The 18,325-nt window shown below is 66.5% G+C and carries 12 protein-coding genes, 1 tRNA gene and 1 pseudogene; 4 read left to right on the top strand and 10 right to left on the bottom strand.

Going from position 1 to position 18,325, the window contains the following annotated elements; translation table 11 throughout:
- From Q0938_RS19460 to metH, 4 genes and pseudogenes are all read right to left on the bottom strand, one after another.
- Window positions 1-194 (bottom strand): annotated as a pseudogene (locus Q0938_RS19460) (FAD-dependent oxidoreductase); the annotation flags it as partial.
- Window positions 195-204: 10 nt separating this feature from the next.
- A complete protein-coding gene (locus Q0938_RS15235) occupies window positions 205-930 on the bottom strand; it encodes a dihydrolipoamide acetyltransferase family protein (RefSeq protein ID WP_366942768.1) in 726 nt (241 codons plus the stop codon).
- 794 nt (window positions 931-1,724) lie between these two features.
- Window positions 1,725-1,811, bottom strand: a tRNA-Leu gene (locus Q0938_RS15230).
- 48 nt (window positions 1,812-1,859) lie between these two features.
- Window positions 1,860-5,591: a methionine synthase gene (metH, locus tag Q0938_RS15225; protein ID WP_299364014.1), complete on the bottom strand. Its 3,732-nt coding sequence runs from the start codon at window positions 5,589-5,591 to the stop codon at window positions 1,860-1,862.
- Between the two features lie 21 nt (window positions 5,592-5,612).
- Between metH and lipB the strand changes: the two genes are divergently transcribed.
- The 4 genes from lipB (at window position 5,613) to Q0938_RS15205 (ending at window position 9,497) form a co-directional block, all read left to right on the top strand.
- Window positions 5,613-6,425 carry a lipoyl(octanoyl) transferase LipB gene (gene lipB, locus Q0938_RS15220; RefSeq protein WP_299364012.1) on the top strand — a complete coding sequence of 271 codons (813 nt, stop codon included), beginning with the start codon at window positions 5,613-5,615 and terminating at the stop codon, window positions 6,423-6,425.
- A gap of 91 nt (window positions 6,426-6,516) precedes the next feature.
- Window positions 6,517-7,053: a cytochrome C gene (locus Q0938_RS15215; protein WP_299364010.1), complete on the top strand. Its 537-nt coding sequence runs from the start codon at window positions 6,517-6,519 to the stop codon at window positions 7,051-7,053.
- Between the two features lie 198 nt (window positions 7,054-7,251).
- Entirely contained in the window at window positions 7,252-8,928 is a 1,677-nt protein-coding gene (locus tag Q0938_RS15210) for a cytochrome c oxidase subunit 1 (protein WP_299364008.1), read from the top strand.
- An 86-nt stretch (window positions 8,929-9,014) separates the two neighbouring features.
- Complete coding sequence (locus Q0938_RS15205; protein WP_299364005.1) at window positions 9,015-9,497, top strand: DUF2244 domain-containing protein; 483 nt, start codon at window positions 9,015-9,017, stop codon at window positions 9,495-9,497.
- 78 nt (window positions 9,498-9,575) lie between these two features.
- Here Q0938_RS15205 and Q0938_RS15200 read toward each other — a convergent pair whose 3' ends face one another.
- The 6 genes from Q0938_RS15200 to Q0938_RS15175 all read right to left on the bottom strand — a co-directional run bounded on the left by Q0938_RS15200 (window position 9,576) and on the right by Q0938_RS15175 (window position 18,294).
- Window positions 9,576-10,574 carry a TRAP transporter substrate-binding protein gene (locus Q0938_RS15200; protein ID WP_299364003.1) on the bottom strand — a complete coding sequence of 333 codons (999 nt, stop codon included), beginning with the start codon at window positions 10,572-10,574 and terminating at the stop codon, window positions 9,576-9,578.
- Window positions 10,575-10,775: 201 nt separating this feature from the next.
- Window positions 10,776-11,633 carry a MaoC family dehydratase N-terminal domain-containing protein gene (locus Q0938_RS15195; protein ID WP_299364000.1) on the bottom strand — a complete coding sequence of 286 codons (858 nt, stop codon included), beginning with the start codon at window positions 11,631-11,633 and terminating at the stop codon, window positions 10,776-10,778.
- A 102-nt stretch (window positions 11,634-11,735) separates the two neighbouring features.
- Window positions 11,736-14,855: a multidrug efflux RND transporter permease subunit gene (locus Q0938_RS15190; RefSeq protein WP_299363998.1), complete on the bottom strand. Its 3,120-nt coding sequence runs from the start codon at window positions 14,853-14,855 to the stop codon at window positions 11,736-11,738.
- 3 nt (window positions 14,856-14,858) lie between these two features.
- Complete coding sequence (locus tag Q0938_RS15185; protein ID WP_299363996.1) at window positions 14,859-16,289, bottom strand: efflux RND transporter periplasmic adaptor subunit; 1,431 nt, start codon at window positions 16,287-16,289, stop codon at window positions 14,859-14,861.
- A 127-nt stretch (window positions 16,290-16,416) separates the two neighbouring features.
- Window positions 16,417-17,733 carry a TRAP transporter large permease subunit gene (locus tag Q0938_RS15180; RefSeq protein ID WP_299363994.1) on the bottom strand — a complete coding sequence of 439 codons (1,317 nt, stop codon included), beginning with the start codon at window positions 17,731-17,733 and terminating at the stop codon, window positions 16,417-16,419.
- A 9-nt stretch (window positions 17,734-17,742) separates the two neighbouring features.
- Window positions 17,743-18,294, bottom strand: a complete 552-nt coding sequence (locus tag Q0938_RS15175) for a TRAP transporter small permease subunit (RefSeq protein ID WP_299363993.1) — start codon at window positions 18,292-18,294, stop codon at window positions 17,743-17,745.
- Window positions 18,295-18,325: the final 31 nt, after the last annotated feature.

Raw genomic sequence — 18,325 nt, 5'->3', positions numbered from 1 at the left:
AGCCCGTGGCCAGGACCAGAACCTCGGCGCGGATCTGCACCGGGCCTTCGGGCGTCTCGACCACGGCGGTCTTGCCGGGTTCCGCCGGGAGGGTCCGCGTCGACGATGACCGTATCGATGCCGAGTTGGCCGGCGCGGATGGCGCAGACATAGCCCCCGGGTCCCGCGCCGATGATGAGCAGCCTGCATTGGATCTCGCGCGTCTCAGCCCTCCACGAAGATCAGCGCCGGGGTCTCCAGCAGCTCCTTCAGCCGCGCGACGAAGACCGCAGCCTCCCAGCCGTCGATGACCCGGTGGTCGAAGCTGCAGGACAGGTTCATCATCTTCCTGGGCTCGAAGGCGGCGCCGTTCCAGAACGGCCTGACCGCCAGCCGGTTCACGCCGACGATGGCAACCTCGGGCACGTTCAGGATCGGCGTGGTCGCGATCGCCCCCAGGGGTCCCAGAGAGGTGATGGTGATGGTCGAGCCGGAAAGCTCGTCGCGCCTGGCGCTGCCGTCCCTGGCGGCTGCGGCGAGCCGCGCGATCTCGCCCGCGGCGGCGCGCAGCTCCAGCGTCTCGGCATGGCGCAGAACCGGCACCATGAGGCCAGAGGGCGTCTGCGCCGCGATACCGATATGGACGGCGCCAAAGCGGCGGATCAGCCCTGCGTCTGCATCGTAATGCGCGTTCAGCATCGGCTGCTCGCGCACGGTACGCACGATGGCGCGGGCGAGGAACGGCAGAAGCGTCAGCCTTGTCTGCTGGGTCGACGCGTTCATCCGCGTCCGCAGCTCCTCGACGGCGGTGGCGTCCACCTCCTCGACGATGGTGATGTGCGGGACCTGGTTGGCCGCCTCCATCCGCTCGGCGATCTTCCGGCGCAGGCCGATGACCCGAATTTCCTCGGTGCTGTATCGGGGCGCGGGGCGGAAGGCGCCGCTCGACACTGCGTACAGCGGCGCCCGGCCCGACCAGCGAGCGAACGAGCGAACGAGAGGAGAGGAGAGGAGAGGAGAGGAGAGGAGAGGCGCACGTCCTGCGGGGACACGCGAACCTCATTTGTGCCTGCACCGACATCCTTGCGGAACCTATTGGGGGGCTAACGGGCAGCCATGCCGCGGACATCTCCCGGCGCGCCCCTGGCTGTTGGGGAGCAACCCGCGCGTCCTCGGCAATGTCACCGCCAGCCTCCTCCAGCGCATGGATGGTCACACTTGCAGGGTGGCGATGGCGTTGCCGCGTGGCCACTCGGCGGCCGGCCGCTTTTGCCAGGTCGATCCGCAGACTTCAGGATCGGATCGAGGGCTGAAGCAGCTCAGCTGGCACAAGCGACGAGCAGGTCATCGTGAAAGCACTCGCCTCGCTGCTCATGCGCTGGACGAGTCTGCGCGCCGCGCACACCCAGTGACGTGTGGAATAGCGTGGCTGGGCGCTCGCGATGCATGCCCGCTCAACTGGATGAGCCATGCGGGGAGCGACAAAAGACTTCGCAGTTGGACAAGAAGGTCGACGAGATTGACCATCGTCTCGACCGCCAAGCAGCAAAGTCGCGGCAGGCAAGAGAAGCATCCCTACGCGTAGGTTCGTCGCTGGGATTGCGACCCAGAGGAGAACTCCGCACCCGGACAATGCGGTCCACCCGCCATCTCGGCTACGTCCTGATCGGGGGGATAACCTGGGGGGACAGATCCCTGACCCTCCGATATTTACCCATCGCACACCAACACTTACACGTATGACATGGTGCGGTCGAGAAGACTCGAACTTCCACTCCGGTTAAGGAACAGCGACCTCAACGCTGCGCGTCTACCAATTCCGCCACGACCGCAATCCGTGGTGCCGCTGACATAGCGAGCCTGCCCCGACTTGAAAAGATCTATTCCGCAGCCGCCCGCTCGACCGGGTCGTAGTTGAGGACCGGGGCCAGCCAGCGTTCGGTCTCGGCGACGCTCATCCCCTTGCGGGCGGCATAATCGTCGACCTGATCTGCCTCGACCTTGGCGACGCCGAAGTAGTACGCCTCGGGATGCGCCAGATAGAGTCCGCTGACCGACGATCCCGGCCACATCGCCATCGACTCGGTCAGTTCGACGCCGGTTGCCGCCGTCGCGTCGAGCAGGTGGAACAGCGTGTGTTTCTCGGTGTGGTCCGGCTGGGCCGGATAGCCGGGCGCAGGCCGGATGCCGCGATAGGGTTCGCCCACCAGTTGCTGTGGCGTGAAGGCCTCATCGGGCGCATAGCCCCAGTATTCCCGGCGCACGCGCTGGTGCAGCAGCTCGGCCAGCGCTTCGGCGAAGCGATCCGACAGGGCCTGGACCAGAATGGCCGAGAAATCGTCATGCGCGTCACGGTAGGCCTGAACCCGCGCCGTCTCGTCCCCCGCCGTCACCACGAAGCCGCCGACCCAGTCGGGCTGGCCGGCAGGCGCCACGAAATCGGCCAGCGCGACGTTGGGTCGACCTTCTCGCTTGGTCACCTGCTGACGCAGGGTGTGCAGGACGGCTCGGGTTTCGCTGCGGGTCTCGTCCGTCCACAGGCGGATGTCGTCGCCGTCGCGGTTGGCGGGCCAGAACCCGACCACGGCCCGCGGGGTGAACCACCGTTCGTCGATGATCCGTGTCAGCATTGCCTGCGCATCGGCAAACAGGGTCCGCGCGGCCTCGCCCTGCACGGGATCGTCGAGCAGCTTGGGATAGACACCCTTCATCTCCCAGGTCTGGAAGAACGGAGTCCAATCGATATAGGCGGCAATCTCGGCAAGGTCCCAGTCGGGAAGCGCACGGGTTCCCGTGAACTGCGGACGCGGCGCATCGTAGGACGACCAGTGCAGTCGCACCGCGTTCTGACGCGCGGCGTCCAAGGACAGCCGCGACCGGTTGTCGTCGCCGCGCTTGTAGCGCTCAGCCATTTTCTGATATTCGCCCCGTATCTCGCTGATGTAGCTCGCGTTGTCGTTTGACAGCAGGCTCGAGACCGCACTGACCGCGCGGCTGGCGTCGGTCACGTAGACGGCCTGGCCCCTGTTGTAGCGGGGATTGATCTTGACGGCGGTGTGGATGCGGCTTGTCGTGGCCCCCCCGATCAGCAGGGGGATGTCGAAGCCGCCCCGCTCCATCTCGGCGGCGACATGGACCATCTCGTCGAGGCTCGGCGTGATCAGTCCCGACAGTCCGATGATGTCCACCTTTTCGGCGACGGCGGTTTCCAGGATCTTGGTCGCCGGCACCATCACGCCCAGGTCGATGATCTCGTAGTTGTTGCAGGCCAGCACGACGCCGACGATGTTCTTGCCGATGTCGTGCACGTCGCCTTTCACCGTCGCCATCAGGATCTTGCCGGCGGAACTTGAGGCTCCGTCCAGCTTTTCGGCCTCGAGATAGGGAAGCAGATGGGCGACGGCCTGTTTCATGACGCGGGCGGACTTGACCACCTGCGGCAGGAACATCTTGCCCGCGCCGAACAGGTCACCCACGACGTTCATGCCGGCCATCAGCGGCCCTTCGATCACGTGCAACGGACGCTCGGCGGCAAGCCGCGCCTCTTCGGTGTCCTCCTCGATGAACTCGGTGATGCCGTTCACCAGCGCGTGTTCCATGCGCCTGTCGACCGACCATTCGCGCCAGGCCAGATCCTTCTCCCGCCCCTTGGCGCCGCCTTCGCCCTTGAACCGTTCCGCAAGCTCCAGCAGGCGCTCGGTGCCGTCGGCGCGCCGGTTGAGAACGACATCCTCGCAGGCCTCGCGCAGCGGCGGATCGATCTGGTCATAGACGGCAAGCTGACCGGCGTTGACGATGCCCATGTCCATGCCCGCCTGGATCGCATGATACAGGAACACCGCGTGCATGGCCTCGCGGACCGGCTCGTTGCCGCGAAAGCTGAAGGACAGATTGGAGACGCCGCCCGAGACATGGACATGCGGCAGCAACTGCCGGATCCGGCGTGTTGCGCCGATGAAATCGACGCCGTAGTTGTCGTGTTCCTCGATTCCCGTCGCCACCGCAAAGATGTTGGGGTCGAAGATGATGTCCTCGGGCGGGAAACCGATCCCGGTCAGCAGATCGTAGGCGCGGCTGCAGATTTCGACCTTGCGGGTTTCCGTATCCGCCTGCCCCCGCTCGTCGAAGGCCATGACGACGACGGCTGCGCCATAGCGGCGGCACAGCCTCGCCTGATTCAAAAAGGACTCCTCGCCTTCCTTCAGGCTGATGGAGTTCACGACCGACTTGCCCTGCACGCATTTCAGCCCCGCCTCGATCACCTCCCATTTCGAGCTGTCGATCATCACCGGTACGCGGGCGATGTCGGGCTCGGCCGCAATCAGGTTCAGAAAGGCGGTCATGGCCGCGGCGCTGTCGATCAGCCCCTCGTCCATGTTGATGTCGATGATCTGGGCGCCGTTCTCGACCTGGTCGCGCGCCACGTCCAGCGCGCCCGCATAGTCGCCGCTGGTGACCAGCTTTCGGAACCGGGCGCTGCCGGTGACGTTCGTGCGCTCGCCCACATTGACAAAGGGGATCTCGTCGGTCTTGACGAACGGCTCCAGCCCCGAAAGCCGCAGCCGCGGCGTGATGTCGGGCACCTGACGGGGCGCCTTGTCCGGGACGGCGGCGGCGATCGCGGCGATATGGTCGGAGGTCGATCCGCAGCAACCGCCCACGATGTTGACCAGCCCCTCATCCGCGAATTCCGCAATCTGGGCGGCCATTGCAGCGGCCGATTCGTCGTATTCGCCCATCTCGTTGGGCAGCCCGGCATTGGGGTAGGCACAGATCAGGGTGCCGGCCACCTCGGACAGCTCGGTCAGATGCGGCCGCATCGCGCTGGCCCCCAGCGCGCAGTTCAGCCCGACCGTCAGCGGTTCGGCATGGCTGACGGAATGCCAGAAGGCGGTCGGCGTCTGACCCGACAGGGTGCGGCCGGACAGGTCCGTGATGGTGCCCGAGATCATCAGCGGCAGGCGGCGCCCGCCTTGTGCAAACACCTCTTCGGCGGCAAAGATCGCCGCCTTGGCGTTCAGCGTGTCGAAGATCGTCTCTATCAGGATCAGGTCCGCGCCGCCGGCGATCAGCCCGTTGATCTGCTCGGCATAGGCCTCGCGCAGCTGGTCGAAGGTCACCGCGCGGAACCCGGGGTCGTTCACGTCCGGGCTGATCGACGCGGTGCGGTTCGTCGGCCCCAGCGCGCCGGCGACCCAGCGCGGCCGGCCGTCCTGCGCCGTCGCCTGGTCCAGCGCCGCGCGCGCCAGCCGTGCGCCCTCGCGGTTCAGCTGGAACACCCGCTCCTCCATCCCGTAATCCGCCTGCGCGATCCGGGTGGACGAGAACGTGTTGGTTTCCACGATGTCGGCGCCGGCCAGCGCGTAGCGCAGGTGGATGGCCTGGATCGCCTCGGGCTGGGTCAGGTTCAGCAGGTCGTTGTTGCCCTGTTGCGGGTGATCGGTGTGAATGTGGCAGGCGCAGCCCCCGGCGCGGTTGGCGTCGCCCACGAAGTCTTCCTCGCCCAGCCTCAACTGCTGGATCTGGGTGCCCATCGCACCGTCCAGGATCAGGATTCGGTCGCGGGCGGCGGCCCGGATGGCCTGGGCCGCGGGGGCAAGGGGCAGTGTCATGGTCGGTTCGTCCTTTCGCGGGTGCCGCCTTATACCCCCGGCCGGCACATAAGGGAAATTCATGTTCTTCACCGAAAACATGCGCGCGGCTCATGCAGGCTTGCGCGACCGCTACGCTCCCGGCAATCGGGTCGGATGATCGAATGGACGTCCCGGCCCGCCCTGACCCCCTATCCCGACGCCGTTGCCGCGATGGAGGCGCGGGTCGCCGACATTCTCGCTGGCCGGGCGCCCGAGGCCGTGTGGCTGGTCGAACACCCGCCGCTCTACACGGCCGGCACCAGCGCCAGAGCCGCCGACCTGGTCCAGCCGGACCGCTTCCCCGTGTTCGCAACCGGACGGGGCGGGCAGTTCACCTATCACGGCCCGGGCCAGCGGGTCGTCTATGCCATGCTCGACCTGAACCGGCGCGGGCGCGACGTGCGGTCTTTCGTCGCGGCGCTCGAGGGCTGGGTGATCGACGCGCTTGCCGAGTTCGGCCTGCGTGGCGAGATCCGCGACGGTCGTGTCGGCGTCTGGATCGCCCGCCCCGAAAAGCCCGCCCTGCCCGACGGGTCGATGCGCGAGGACAAGATCGCGGCCATCGGCGTCAAGCTGCGCCGCTGGGTGAGCTTTCACGGGCTGGCGATCAATGTGGAACCGGACCTGTCGCATTACGCGGGCATCGTGCCCTGCGGCATTCGCGGGCACGGCGTCACCAGCCTCGTCGATCTGGGCCTGCCGGTCACCATGGGCGATCTGGATGCCGCGTTGCAGGCGACCTTTGCCGCGTGGCTGGACCCGGACAGTCGGGCGACCGCGAAATGGGACGCTGACGAAGTTGTCAGGACCTAATCCGGCTTGTAACCGTTATACCCTGCACATATCCCGGACGGCGAGGGAAACGACCCCTTGCCCCCACTCCGACGGTTGAGAGGACATCATGATGAAGACCAGCATTTTCGCCACGTTCGCCGCGCTTGCCCTGGCCCTGCCCGCTGCCGCGCAGGACGGCGACGCCGCCGCCGGTGAAAAGGAATACAACAAGTGCAAGGCCTGCCACATGATCCAGGACGATGACGGCGAAGACATCGTCAAGGGTGGCAAGACCGGCCCGAACCTTTACGGCATCGTCGGCAGAAAGCCGGCGTCGCAGGAAGATTTCAAGTACGGCGACGGCATCCTCGAGCTGGCCGAAAAGAACCCGGACATGGTGTGGGACGAGGCTTCGCTGGCCGAGTACGTCACCGATCCGGCCGCCTATCTGAAAGAGAAGACCGGCAACGACAAAGCCAAGACAAAGATGACCTTCAAGCTGAGCAAGAATCAGGCCGACGTGGTCGCGTTCCTCGCGCAGCACTCGCCTGAGGCCGGCGAGAACGGCGATGACGACGACAACGGCGACGACGATAATGGCGCGGCCGCGGCCCCCGCAGCCGACACCCCGGCCACGGACGCGGATACCGCCCCGGCGTCGAACTGATCCGTCTTGCCGGTCGCCCCGACGGGGTGACCGGGACGATGAGCGCCACATGATCGACCCCCGGGTGCCCTGCACCCGGGGGTTTTCTCTTGCCCGAACGGTCCGACGCATTGCCCGGCTGGAATTCGTCGGCTAACAATCGTGAAAGTCCCGCGGCGCTGCCAGCCGGGCTGGCGCTGATTCTGAGGAGAGCATGACATGGCTGACGCCGCCGTTCACGGCCACGGTGAGCATCATGACACTCGCGGGTTCTTCACCCGCTGGTTCATGTCCACCAACCACAAGGACATCGGTATCCTTTACCTGTTCACCGCAGGCCTGGTCGGCCTGATCTCGGTGTCCTTCACCGTCTACATGCGCATGGAACTGCAGCACCCCGGTGTGCAGTACATGTGTCTGGAAGGGGCGCGGCTGTTTGCCGACGCGGCCACCGAGTGCACGCCCAACGGGCATCTGTGGAACGTGCTGATCACGTATCACGGCGTGCTGATGATGTTCTTTGTCGTCATCCCGGCACTGTTCGGCGGCTTCGGCAACTACTTCATGCCACTGCATATCGGCGCGCCCGACATGGCATTTCCGCGGCTGAACAACCTGTCCTACTGGCTGTATGTCTGCGGTGTGGCGCTCGGCGTCGCCTCGCTGCTGGCCCCTGGGGGAAACAGCCAGCTCGGGTCGGGCGTCGGCTGGGTGCTGTACCCGCCGCTGTCGACCACCGAAAGCGGCTACTCGATGGATCTGGCGATCTTCGCGGTTCACGTGTCGGGCGCCTCGTCGATCCTGGGGTCGATCAACATCATCACCACCTTCCTCAACATGCGCGCCCCGGGGATGACCCTGTTCAAGGTGCCGCTGTTCGCATGGTCGGTGTTCATCACCGCCTGGATGATCCTGCTGGCGCTGCCGGTTCTGGCCGGGGCCATCACCATGCTGCTGATGGACCGCAACTTCGGCACCCATTTCTTCAATCCGGCGGGCGGCGGTGACCCTGTGCTGTACCAGCACATCCTGTGGTTCTTCGGTCACCCCGAGGTCTACATCATCATCGTGCCGGGCTTCGGCATCATCAGCCACGTGATCTCGACATTCTCGCGCAAGCCGATCTTCGGCTATCTGCCGATGGTGCTGGCGATGGCGGCGATCGGTGTCCTGGGCTTTGTCGTGTGGGCGCACCACATGTACACGGCCGGGATGAGCGTCACGCAGCAGGCCTATTTCATGTTGGCGACCATGACCATCGCGGTGCCCACGGGCATCAAGGTGTTCAGCTGGATCGCGACGATGTGGGGCGGCTCGATCGAGTTCAGGGCGCCGATGATGTGGGCCTTCGGCTTCCTGTTCCTGTTCACCGTCGGCGGCGTGACTGGCGTCGTCCTCGCGCAAGCCCCGCTGGACCGGGTCTATCACGACACCTACTACGTCGTGGCGCACTTCCACTATGTGATGTCGCTGGGTGCGGTGTTCGCGATCTTTGCCGGGGTCTATTACTGGATCGGCAAGATGAGCGGGCGGCAGTATCCCGAATGGGCCGGCCATGTCCATTTCTGGATGATGTTCATCGGGTCGAACCTGCTGTTCTTCCCGCAGCACTTCCTGGGACGCCAGGGCATGCCGCGCCGCTACATCGACTACCCGGTGGAGTTCGCCTACTGGAACAACATCTCGTCGATCGGTGCCTACATCACCTTTGCGTCGTTCCTGTTCTTCATCGGCGTCGTGTTCTACACGCTGTTCGCCGGGCGTCGGGTCACCGTGCCCAACTACTGGAACGAACACGCCGATACCCTTGAATGGACGCTGCCCTCGCCGCCGCCCGAACACACGTTCGAGCAGCTTCCCAAGCGCGAGGACTGGGATCACGCGCACAACCACTGAGCCGCGTCGACATTGATGCAAGCGGGCTCCGGAGCAATCCGGGGCCCGTTTTCCGTAAGCACCCGAACGGGGGACCACCGAGCCACATGCCCTATGCATGGCACGACACCAGCCCCACCGACCGGCGGCTGATGATCTGGCCTCACCGGTCGCTTCCCGTCACCGGCTTCGTGTGGGTGATGGGGCTGACGGCGCTGGGGCTGGCGCTGCCCATGCTGGCTGTCGTGGGCAATGCCGTGCTGTGGGGGCTGCTGCCGTTTGCCGTGCTGGTTGGGGCCGGGCTGTGGATGGCGATCCGGGTCAACAACCGCGCCGGCCAGATGCACGAGCTGGTCGAACTGACGCCGGACCGAATTACGGTCACGCGGCACGATCCCGGTCGCGCCGACCGGCAATGGCAGGCGAACCCCTACTGGGTCCGCCTGTCGCTGCGCAGCAAGCCGGTCGAGGATTACCTGACCTTGACCGACGGCGGCCGCGAGATCGAACTGGGCGTCTTTCTGGCGCCCAAGGAACGACGCGCGCTGCGCGACGACCTGACCCGCGCGTTGGAAACGCTGCGCAGCTAGAGGCGGACTGGCCTGGCCGGTCTGGGGCGCGGCGCCATCCCGACGCCTGACCCCGGCCGTGACCGCCTTAAGCCACGTTCAGCGCGTGGCCGACCTGACCATCTCGATCGTCTCCTTGCCGATCCGGGACTCCATCTCGGCGTAAACGCTTTCGAGCTCGGCCATCCATGCCTCGCGCTCTTCAGGCGTCTGCTCGTGCACCTCTGTCGTACCCGCGTCGCGGATCGCCTGCAGCGCGGCGGCATTCTCGTCCTGGGCGATGCTGTTGGCATACTCGCTGGCGTCGACCATCGCGCGATCGAGCTGTTCGCGCACATCGTCCGGCAGGCCGTCCCAGAACGCCTTGTTCACGATGACCGCATAGCCGATGTAGCCGTGGTTCGACACGGTGGCGTGTTTCTGAACCTCGTGCATCTTCTGTGTGTAGACGTTCGACGGGGTGTTTTCGGACCCGTCGACGACCCCGGTCTGCATGGCCTGGTAGACCTCGGAAAACGCCATCACCTGGGGAACGGCGCCCAGCGCCTGGAACTGCGCCTCCAGCACCTTAGAAGACTGGATCCGCATCTTCTGTCCCAGGAAATCCTCCGGCATCCGCAGTGGACTATTCGCCGTCATGATCTTGAAGCCGTTGTCCCAGTACGCCAGCCCGGTGATCCCCTTGGGTTCCAGCTTGGCCAGCAGCGCGTCGCCCACCTCGCCAGAGGTCACCTTCTGCAGCGCCGTGCGATCCGGGAAGATGTAGGGCAGGTCGAACACCTCGAAGTCCCCGACGCCCAGTGGCCCGAACTTTGCCAGTGACGGCGCCAGCATCTGGACCGCCCCCATCTGCAACGCCTCCAGCTCTTCCTTGTCCTTGTAGAGCTGGCTGTTCGGGTACACGTCGACGGTCACCCGTCCATCGGTGTACTCCTCGGCGAGTTGCTTGAACTTCTCGGCGCCCTTCCCCTTGGGCGTCTCCGGCGCGACCACGTGGCTGAACTTGATCACGATCGGCTCCTGCGCGCGCAGCGGCATCGCGGTCAGGGCGAACGCTGCGGCGCTTGTCGCCATCAGCATGCGGCGGGTCAGTGTCATCGTCCTATCCTCCCGTTGGACGTGGCTGGACAGGGCGTGACCTGTCCCGGCCCGCCGTGATGCGGCGCAGCCTGCGGCCCACAATAGGATCAGTTGGCGCTTGCGTCCGCCATTTTGTGTCCTTGGGACGCTGGCACTTCGCTCGGCGGAATGATGCAGTAGAGGTCCGCTGCGTCCACCGGATCCACGTCGCCGGGGTTTTCAGGCCAGCGTCGCGGTGGCATCCATCGCCAGCGCGCCGTCGTGACGGCGCACCCACAGGCGCATGCTACCGTCATCCTGACGGGCGCCGTGCACCGTGAAATCCTCGGTGTCGATGATCGTGGCCAGGGCGCGGAACGCGAATGTCGCCACCTCGGCATCCGGCATCTGGCGCCGCAGCAGGTCCATCAGCAGCGTCGCCAGCAGCGGCCCATGAACGACGAGCCCGCCATAGCCCTCGACGCCGGTGGCATATGGTCGATCATAGTGGATCCGGTGACCGTTGAAGGTCAGCGCCGAGTACCGCATCAGCAGCACCGGATCGGGGTGGACGGCGCGAGTGAAATCCGACGTCTCGGGGGCGGGCTGAGGCGCAGGTGCCGGCGCCCCGGCGGCAGGTTCCTCACGATAGACGATATCGTGTTCCTCGGCGATGCAGTGGGTATCTCCATCGAACAGGTCGTGCTGCACGGTGACGAAGCACAGGGCGCCGCTGCGCCCCTCCTTGGGACGGACACTGGTGATGCTGGACACCCGGCGCGCCGCGGTCCCGATCCGCAGGGGCGAGCGGAAGCTGAACCGGCTGCCCGCCCACATCCGCCGCGGCAGCGGCACGGGCGGCAGGAAATTGCCCTTTGCCGCATGCCCGTCGCGACCGCTGTCGGACAGCTTGTGGATCGGCAGGAAATACAGCCAGTGCCACAAGGCGGGCAGCGCCGTGCCGTCGGGATGGCGCTCGTCCCGGTCCAGTGTGGCCGCCATCGCGTCGGCCGGGAACGGGCGCAGGATCTCGTCCCGGCTTTCGGTTCGGCCGATCCAGTCGGTGAGATCCGGCCGGCGCTCGGGTGTGTCGATCATGAAATCCTCCTGCGCACAGCCCAGGCCAAGGCAGGGCCTTCGGAGATCGATTTTCGCGGGTGAGCTCCCGTTCCGCAACCGTGCGATCGGGTGCCAATGGGGTCACTCGGCCGGGCTGCCCTGAACCTGCATCCGTCGTGCGCCCGTCATGCGACGAACCGCGACGTAGAAGCCGGGCACCATGAAGATCCCCAGAAAGGTGGCCGCGATCATCCCGCCCATCACCCCAATGCCGATGGAATTCTGCGCCGCTGCCCCGGCCCCGCGTGCAATCGCCAGGGGCAACACCCCCAGGATGAACGCCAGCGACGTCATCAGGATGGGGCGCAGGCGCAGACGCGCGGCCTCGACGGCGGCCTCCTCGGGGCCGCGGCCCTGCTGTTCCAGCACGCGCGCGAATTCGATGATCAGGATCGCGTTTTTGGCCGCCAGCCCGATCGTCGTCAGCACCCCCACCTTGAAATAGACGTCATTCGACTGACCGAACAGCAGCGCCGCGAGGACCGCGCCGAGCACCCCCACCGGCACGGCCAGCATGACCGAGAACGGCACCGACCAGCTTTCGTACAATGCCGCCAGCGACAGGAACACCACGAGGGCGGACAGCGCATACAGATAGGGCGCCTGGTTGCCGGCCTGCCGTTCCTGGTAGGACAGGCCGGTCCATGCCGTGCCATAGCCGCCACCCGGCAACCCCGCGACAAGTTCTTCCATGGCGTCCATCGCCTCGCCCGAACTGGTTCCCGGTGCCTCGCTGCCGGCGATCGATATCGCGTCCGTCCCCTCGAACCGCGCCAGTCGCGGCGACACCGGAACCCAGCGCGTCGACATGAACGCGCTGAACGGCACCATCTCGCCGGCGCTGTTGCGGGCGTACCACGCCTCCAGATCCTCGGGCTGCATCCGGAACGCGGCCTCGCCCTGCACCAGCACCGGCCGCAGCGTGGCCCCGAGCGCGAAGTCGTTGACCTCGCGCCCAGCGAAGATCGTGGACAGCATGCCGTTGACGTCGCTGAGGTTCAGCCCCAGCGCCTCGGCACGCTGGGTGTCGATATCGAGGCGCAGGGCGGCGTCATCCTCGTCCCCCCGGCCAAACACGCTGGTGACGCGCGGATCGCTGTCGGCCCGGCGTTGCAGTTCCATCGCCGCTTCCTGCAGGGCCGGTACGCCACGCCCCGATTGGTCGATGAGGAACATGCTGAACCCGGCGCTGTTGCCCAGCCCCTGAATCGGGGGCGGCTGCATGAAGGTGACGCGGCCGGCCCGATGCGACCCGAACCGGGCGTTGGCGCGTTGGACCAGTGCCGCGGCGGCCTGATCCGGTTCCGGCCGTTCGGCAAAGTCCTTGAGTCGGACGAACAACATCGCCCTGCCCTGCCCGCTTCCCGAAAAGCCGAACCCCAGCGCGCCGAAGGTCGAGGCGACGGACGGTTCCTCGGTCAGCAGATAGCTCTCGATCTCCTCCACCACGGCCCGGGTCTGCTGCGCCGTCGAGCCTTCGGACAGGTTGATCTGGGCCATCAGCACGCCCTGATCCTCGGTCGGCAGGAAGGTCGAGTTCATCCGCGTGAACAGCTGCCAGACCGACACGCTGATCAGCACCAGTACGAGGAGCACGAGGAACGGCCGGCGCACGATCCGGACCACGACACGCGCGTAACCTTCAGTGATCCGATCGAAGCTGCGGTTGAACCATCGCGCCGGGGCAAAACCCGACGGGCCATGATGCGGACGCAGCAGTGTCGCCGTTTGCGAGGGGGTCAGGATCAGCGCCGCGGCCAGCGACAGCATCATCGCGGTGATGATGGTGGCCGAGAACTGGCGATAGACCACGCCGGTCGACCCCGCCATGAACGCCATCGGCAGGAACACCGCCGACAGGACGACAGCGATCCCGATCAGCGCGCCGGTGATCTGGCGCATGCTGCGTTCCGTCGCCTGGACCGGGTTCAGCCCGTCCTCGCGCATCACCCGCTCGACATTCTCGACGACGACGATGGCGTCATCGACCAGAAGGCCGATCGCCAGCACCATCGCGAACATGGTCAGCGTGTTGATCGAATAGCCCAGCACCGCCAGCACCGCGAAAGTGCCCAGCAGGACCACGGGCACCACGATCACCGGGATCAGCGTCGCGCGCCAGTTCTGCAGGAACAGCAGGATCACCGCGACGACCAGCGCGATCGCCTCCAGCAGCGTGTGATAGACCTTCTCGATCGACTTTTCGACGAAGGGCGAGGTGTCATAGGCGACCCGAAGTTCGACCCCGTCGGGCAGCGCCGTCTGCAGATCGGCCAGCACCGCGCGGACCCCCGCTGCGGTCTCGACGGCGTTGGCCCCGGTTTCCAGATTGACCCCGAAGCCCGAGGCATTCAGCCCGTTGAAGCGGCTGTCGACACCATAGCGTTCCTGACCGATCTCGATCTGGGCCACATCGCCCAGCCAGACCGACGCGCCGTCCTCGCCGGTTTTCAGCAGGATGCGGCGGAAATCGTCGACCCCGGTCAGCTGGCTCTGGGCCGTGATGGTCGCCGTGAACTGCTGACCCGGCAGCACCGGCTGGGTCCCCAGCGCGCCCACCGACACGGTCACGTTCTGCGCCGCGACCGCCGACACGATGTCGGTGGGCGTCAGCTGGTACTGCGCCAGCCGCAGCGGGTCCAGCCAGATGCGCATCGCATAGCCGGACCCGAAGATGTTGATCCCGCCCACGCCCTGGACGCGCTTGACCGGTCCCTCGACCACCTCTTCCAGCAGGTTGCCGAGTTCGACGGTGCGATAGCGGTTGTCGGTGGACACCAGCGAGCCGACCATCAGGATGGATGAGGACGAGCGACTGACCGACACGCCAGCGGTCTGCGCGGGCGAGGGAAGCCGCGACTCGACGCTGCGCACCCGCGACTGGACATCGTTCAACGCGTCGGTCGGATCGACGCTGTCATCGAAGGTGAGGGTCAGTGAGGACCGGCCCTGGGACGAGTTCGATTCGAAATACAGCAGTCCATCGATGCCGGTCAGCGAATCCTCGATCGGCGTGGTGACCGAGTTCTGCACCGCCTCGGCCGTCGCGCCCGAATAGCTGGCGCTGATCCGGATCGTCGTGGGGGCGATATCGGGATATTGCGACACCGGCAGCCCAAGCAGTGCGTAGACACCCACCAGCATGGTCACGATCGCCAGCACCCAGGCAAAAACCGGACGGTGGATGAAGAACTGCGCCATGGCCTATTCGGCCCGGACCGCCGGCGCGGGCTGCCCGCCCGGCGGGCCGACCGACCGCAGCGCGTCGGCAGCGTCAGCCGATCCAGGGCCGCCGGACGGGGACCCGTCGGCTGGCGGCGCGCCCAAGAACGCGGTCGTCCCCGCCTCTGCCGCCAAGCCTGCGGGCTGTGCCCCGGCGCTCTGCGGCCCCGGAGTGCCGCTCCCCTCGGCCGCACCGTGCTCGTCCGTGTCGCTTTCCGCAACGTCGCGCACCACGCCCTCGGCGTCGATCATCACCGGAACCGGCGCGACCTCGGTGCCGTCCCGCAGGTTGGTCAGACCGTCCAGCACCAGCTGATCGCCAGCCTCGACCCCTTCCGTGACGATCCAGGCGTTCTGATGGGTTCCCGCCTCCGTCAGGACAACCTCCTCGGCCTTGCCGTCGCGCACCAGGAAAGCGGTCAGCGAGCCGTCCGCGGCGCGGCTGGTCGCCCGCTGCGGCACCAGCACCCCGTCGACCAGTCCGATCTGCAACTGCACGCGCACGAACTGCCCGGGCAGGATCAGCCGGGCCGGGTTCCCGAAGCGCAGCCGGAACGGCACGGTGCCGGTGGTCGGGCTCACCGCAAGGCCGGGGCTGACCATATAGCCTTCCTGATCATAGACCTGCCCGGTTTCCAGGATCAGCTGTGCCATCGGTCCCTCGCCGGGACGCAGCGTGCCGGCGTCCTGCCGTGCCAGGTTGCGCAGGAACCTGGCACGGGATTCCGCCACGTCCACGTGGATCGGATCGAGCTGGGTCACGGTGGTCAGTGTCGTCTGGGGCCCCGCCGACACGATGTCCCCGATGCTCACCGACGGCACGTCAACTATCCCGTCGATCGGGCTGCGGATCTCGGTGCGACGTAGCGCCAGCTCGGCCAGTTCGCGGCGAGCCTGCGCGCCGCTCAGCGCCGCGCGGGCGCTGGCCAGCGCCACCTGAGCGTTTTCCAGCTCGGCCTGGCTGACACCCGATCCCTGCAGCCGTCGATAGCGGTCGACCGTTGCCTCGGCACCCTCTACCGCAGCCTCCGTCGACACGACGGCGGCCTCCTCGGCGGACAGCTGGGCGGCCAGGGTCTCGTCCTCCAGTCGGAACAGCACCGTCCCGGCCGTGACCTCGGTCCCCGGCTCATAGGCGATCTCGGTGATCTTTCCGCCGACCTCGGGGGTGATCGCGGCCTGTTGAAAGGCGACGGCGCGGCCCGGCAGAGTAACGGTGACCGGCACCGCCTGCCGCGACAGTTCCAGGACCCCGACGCTGGTCGGGGCGGCGGGGCTGTCCCCTCGACCACCGCTTGATCCGGCTTGGCCGTTGGCGACGGTCGCCCCGTTCAGGACGAACATGGCCGCCACGACCGACAGCGACAGGACTGCAGCAAGGATGGCGGCATATCGCGTGCGTCGGTCCGTCATCGTCGCCCCAGTACCGCGACGGCCCACGCCGCCAGCCAACCTCATCCCCATATGGGTGCGGTAACGCCAGCATAACAAGCCGGAAGGCTGGCCCACCGGGTTCAGAAAGCCTCGGGAACGGACAGGGTCAACCGGGTCGAACCTGCCGCATGTTCTCGGGCAGCCAGGTGGCGAGCGCCGGGAAGGCGATCAGGAGCAGCACCATCAGCACCATGATCCCGAACATCGGCAGGGCTGCCCGGGTGATGTACCCCATGCCGTGCCCCGTCATTCCCTGCAAGACGAACAGGTTGAACCCGACGGGCGGGGTGATCTGCGCCATCTCAACCACGACAACAACAAAGATCCCGAACCAGATCAGGTCGATCCCGGCCTGCCGGACCATCGGCTCGACCACCGCAATCGTCAGCACGACGGACGAGATCCCGTCCAGGAAACAGCCGATCACGATATAGAAAACCATCAACGCCAGCAGCAGCTGCAGCCGGCTCAGCTCCATCGCCCCGATCCATTCGGCCAGCGCCCGGGGCAGCCCGGTGAACCCCATGGCCAGCGACAGGAACGCCGCGCCTGCCAGGATCAGCGCGATCATCGCGGATGTGCGGGTCGCGCCCATCAGGCTGTCGCGAAACGTCGCCCAGGTGAGCGAGCGCTGCACAAGGGCCAGCCCCAGGGCGCCGAGAACCCCGAAGGCCGCAGCCTCAGTCGCGGTGGCGAGCCCCAGGTACATCGACCCGATCACCAGCGTGATCAGCAGCATCACCGGGATGAGAAACCGTGAATTGCGCAGCTTGTCCGCCAGCGTCATCGCCGGCTCCGGATCCGGACGATAGGTTCGCGACAGGGTCGAAACCAGCACGATGTAGCCCATGAACATCGCCGCCAGGACAAGGCCCGGCAGGACTCCCGCCATGAACAGCCGGGTGATGGATTCGTTGATCGTCACGCCATAGACGATCAGGATCAGGGATGGCGGGATCATCAGCCCCAGCGTGGCGGCGCCGGCCAGCGTGCCGATGACCTCGCGTTCAGGATAGTTGCGCCGGCGCAGTTCGGGGATCGACATCTTCCCCACCGTCGTCAGCGTGGCGGCCGAGGATCCCGAGACGGCCGCGAACACCGTGCAGCCGACCACGTTGGTGTGCAGCAGACCGCCGGGCAGCCGTGCCATCCACGGCGCAAGGCCCCGGAACATGTCCTCGGACAGGCGAGTTCGGAAAAGGATCTCGCCCATCCAGATAAAAAGCGGCAGTGCGGTCAGGGTCCAGGACGACGACGACCGCCAGATGATCGTCATCATCGCGTCGCCGACCGGACGGCTGGTGAACAGTTCCATTCCGACCCAGGCCACGCCCATCAGGGCCAGCCCGACCCACACACCGGCACCCAGCAGCGTGAACAGGGTCAGCAGGAACACCGCAATCGGGATCATCTCGGCAGACATGGCGCCTCGTCACTCGGCCTGAATCTGTTTGGCCACGCCGTCGTCCCGGATGTTGTCACGCCCGGTCCGGACCAGCGAGATCAGATTGTCGACGAAGGCCACGGCCAGCAGCATCGCCCCGATCATCACCGGCGTCTGCACGATCCACAGCTGCGTCATGTCCTGCCCCTGGCTGACATCGCCCAGCTTGCGCGACCAGAACACCATGCGCGCCGCGTACCACGCGAGGTAGAGGGCGGCGGCACTGCCGACGATCAGGCAGAACAGCTCGCCCCAGAACCGGTGTCGCCCCAGCGCCGTCAGGCCCAGTCCGACGCGGATATGCGCGCCGCGGTTCAGCGTGTGCGCATAGGCCAGAAAGGACGCAGCGGCCATCAGATAGCCGGCGTATTCCGGCCCGCCCCGGAACATCTGTCCGGTCCAGCGGGCCACCATCTGCGCCACGATCACCGCCAGCAGCGCCACGAGGCTCAGCGCCGCCAGCGCGGCACCGGCATCGTAGACAAGGTTCAGCCCGCGCCGCAGCGGGCCGGTCGGCGGGGCCGATGCCGTCTGGTCCATGTTGCGCGCCGATTCTGGTGCGGGGCAGGCC

The organism is uncultured Paracoccus sp., from assembly GCF_947496875.1.
In the GTDB taxonomy this organism is placed as follows: Bacteria; Pseudomonadota; Alphaproteobacteria; order Rhodobacterales; family Rhodobacteraceae; genus Paracoccus.
This window is presented reverse-complemented; position numbering and strand designations above follow the sequence as displayed.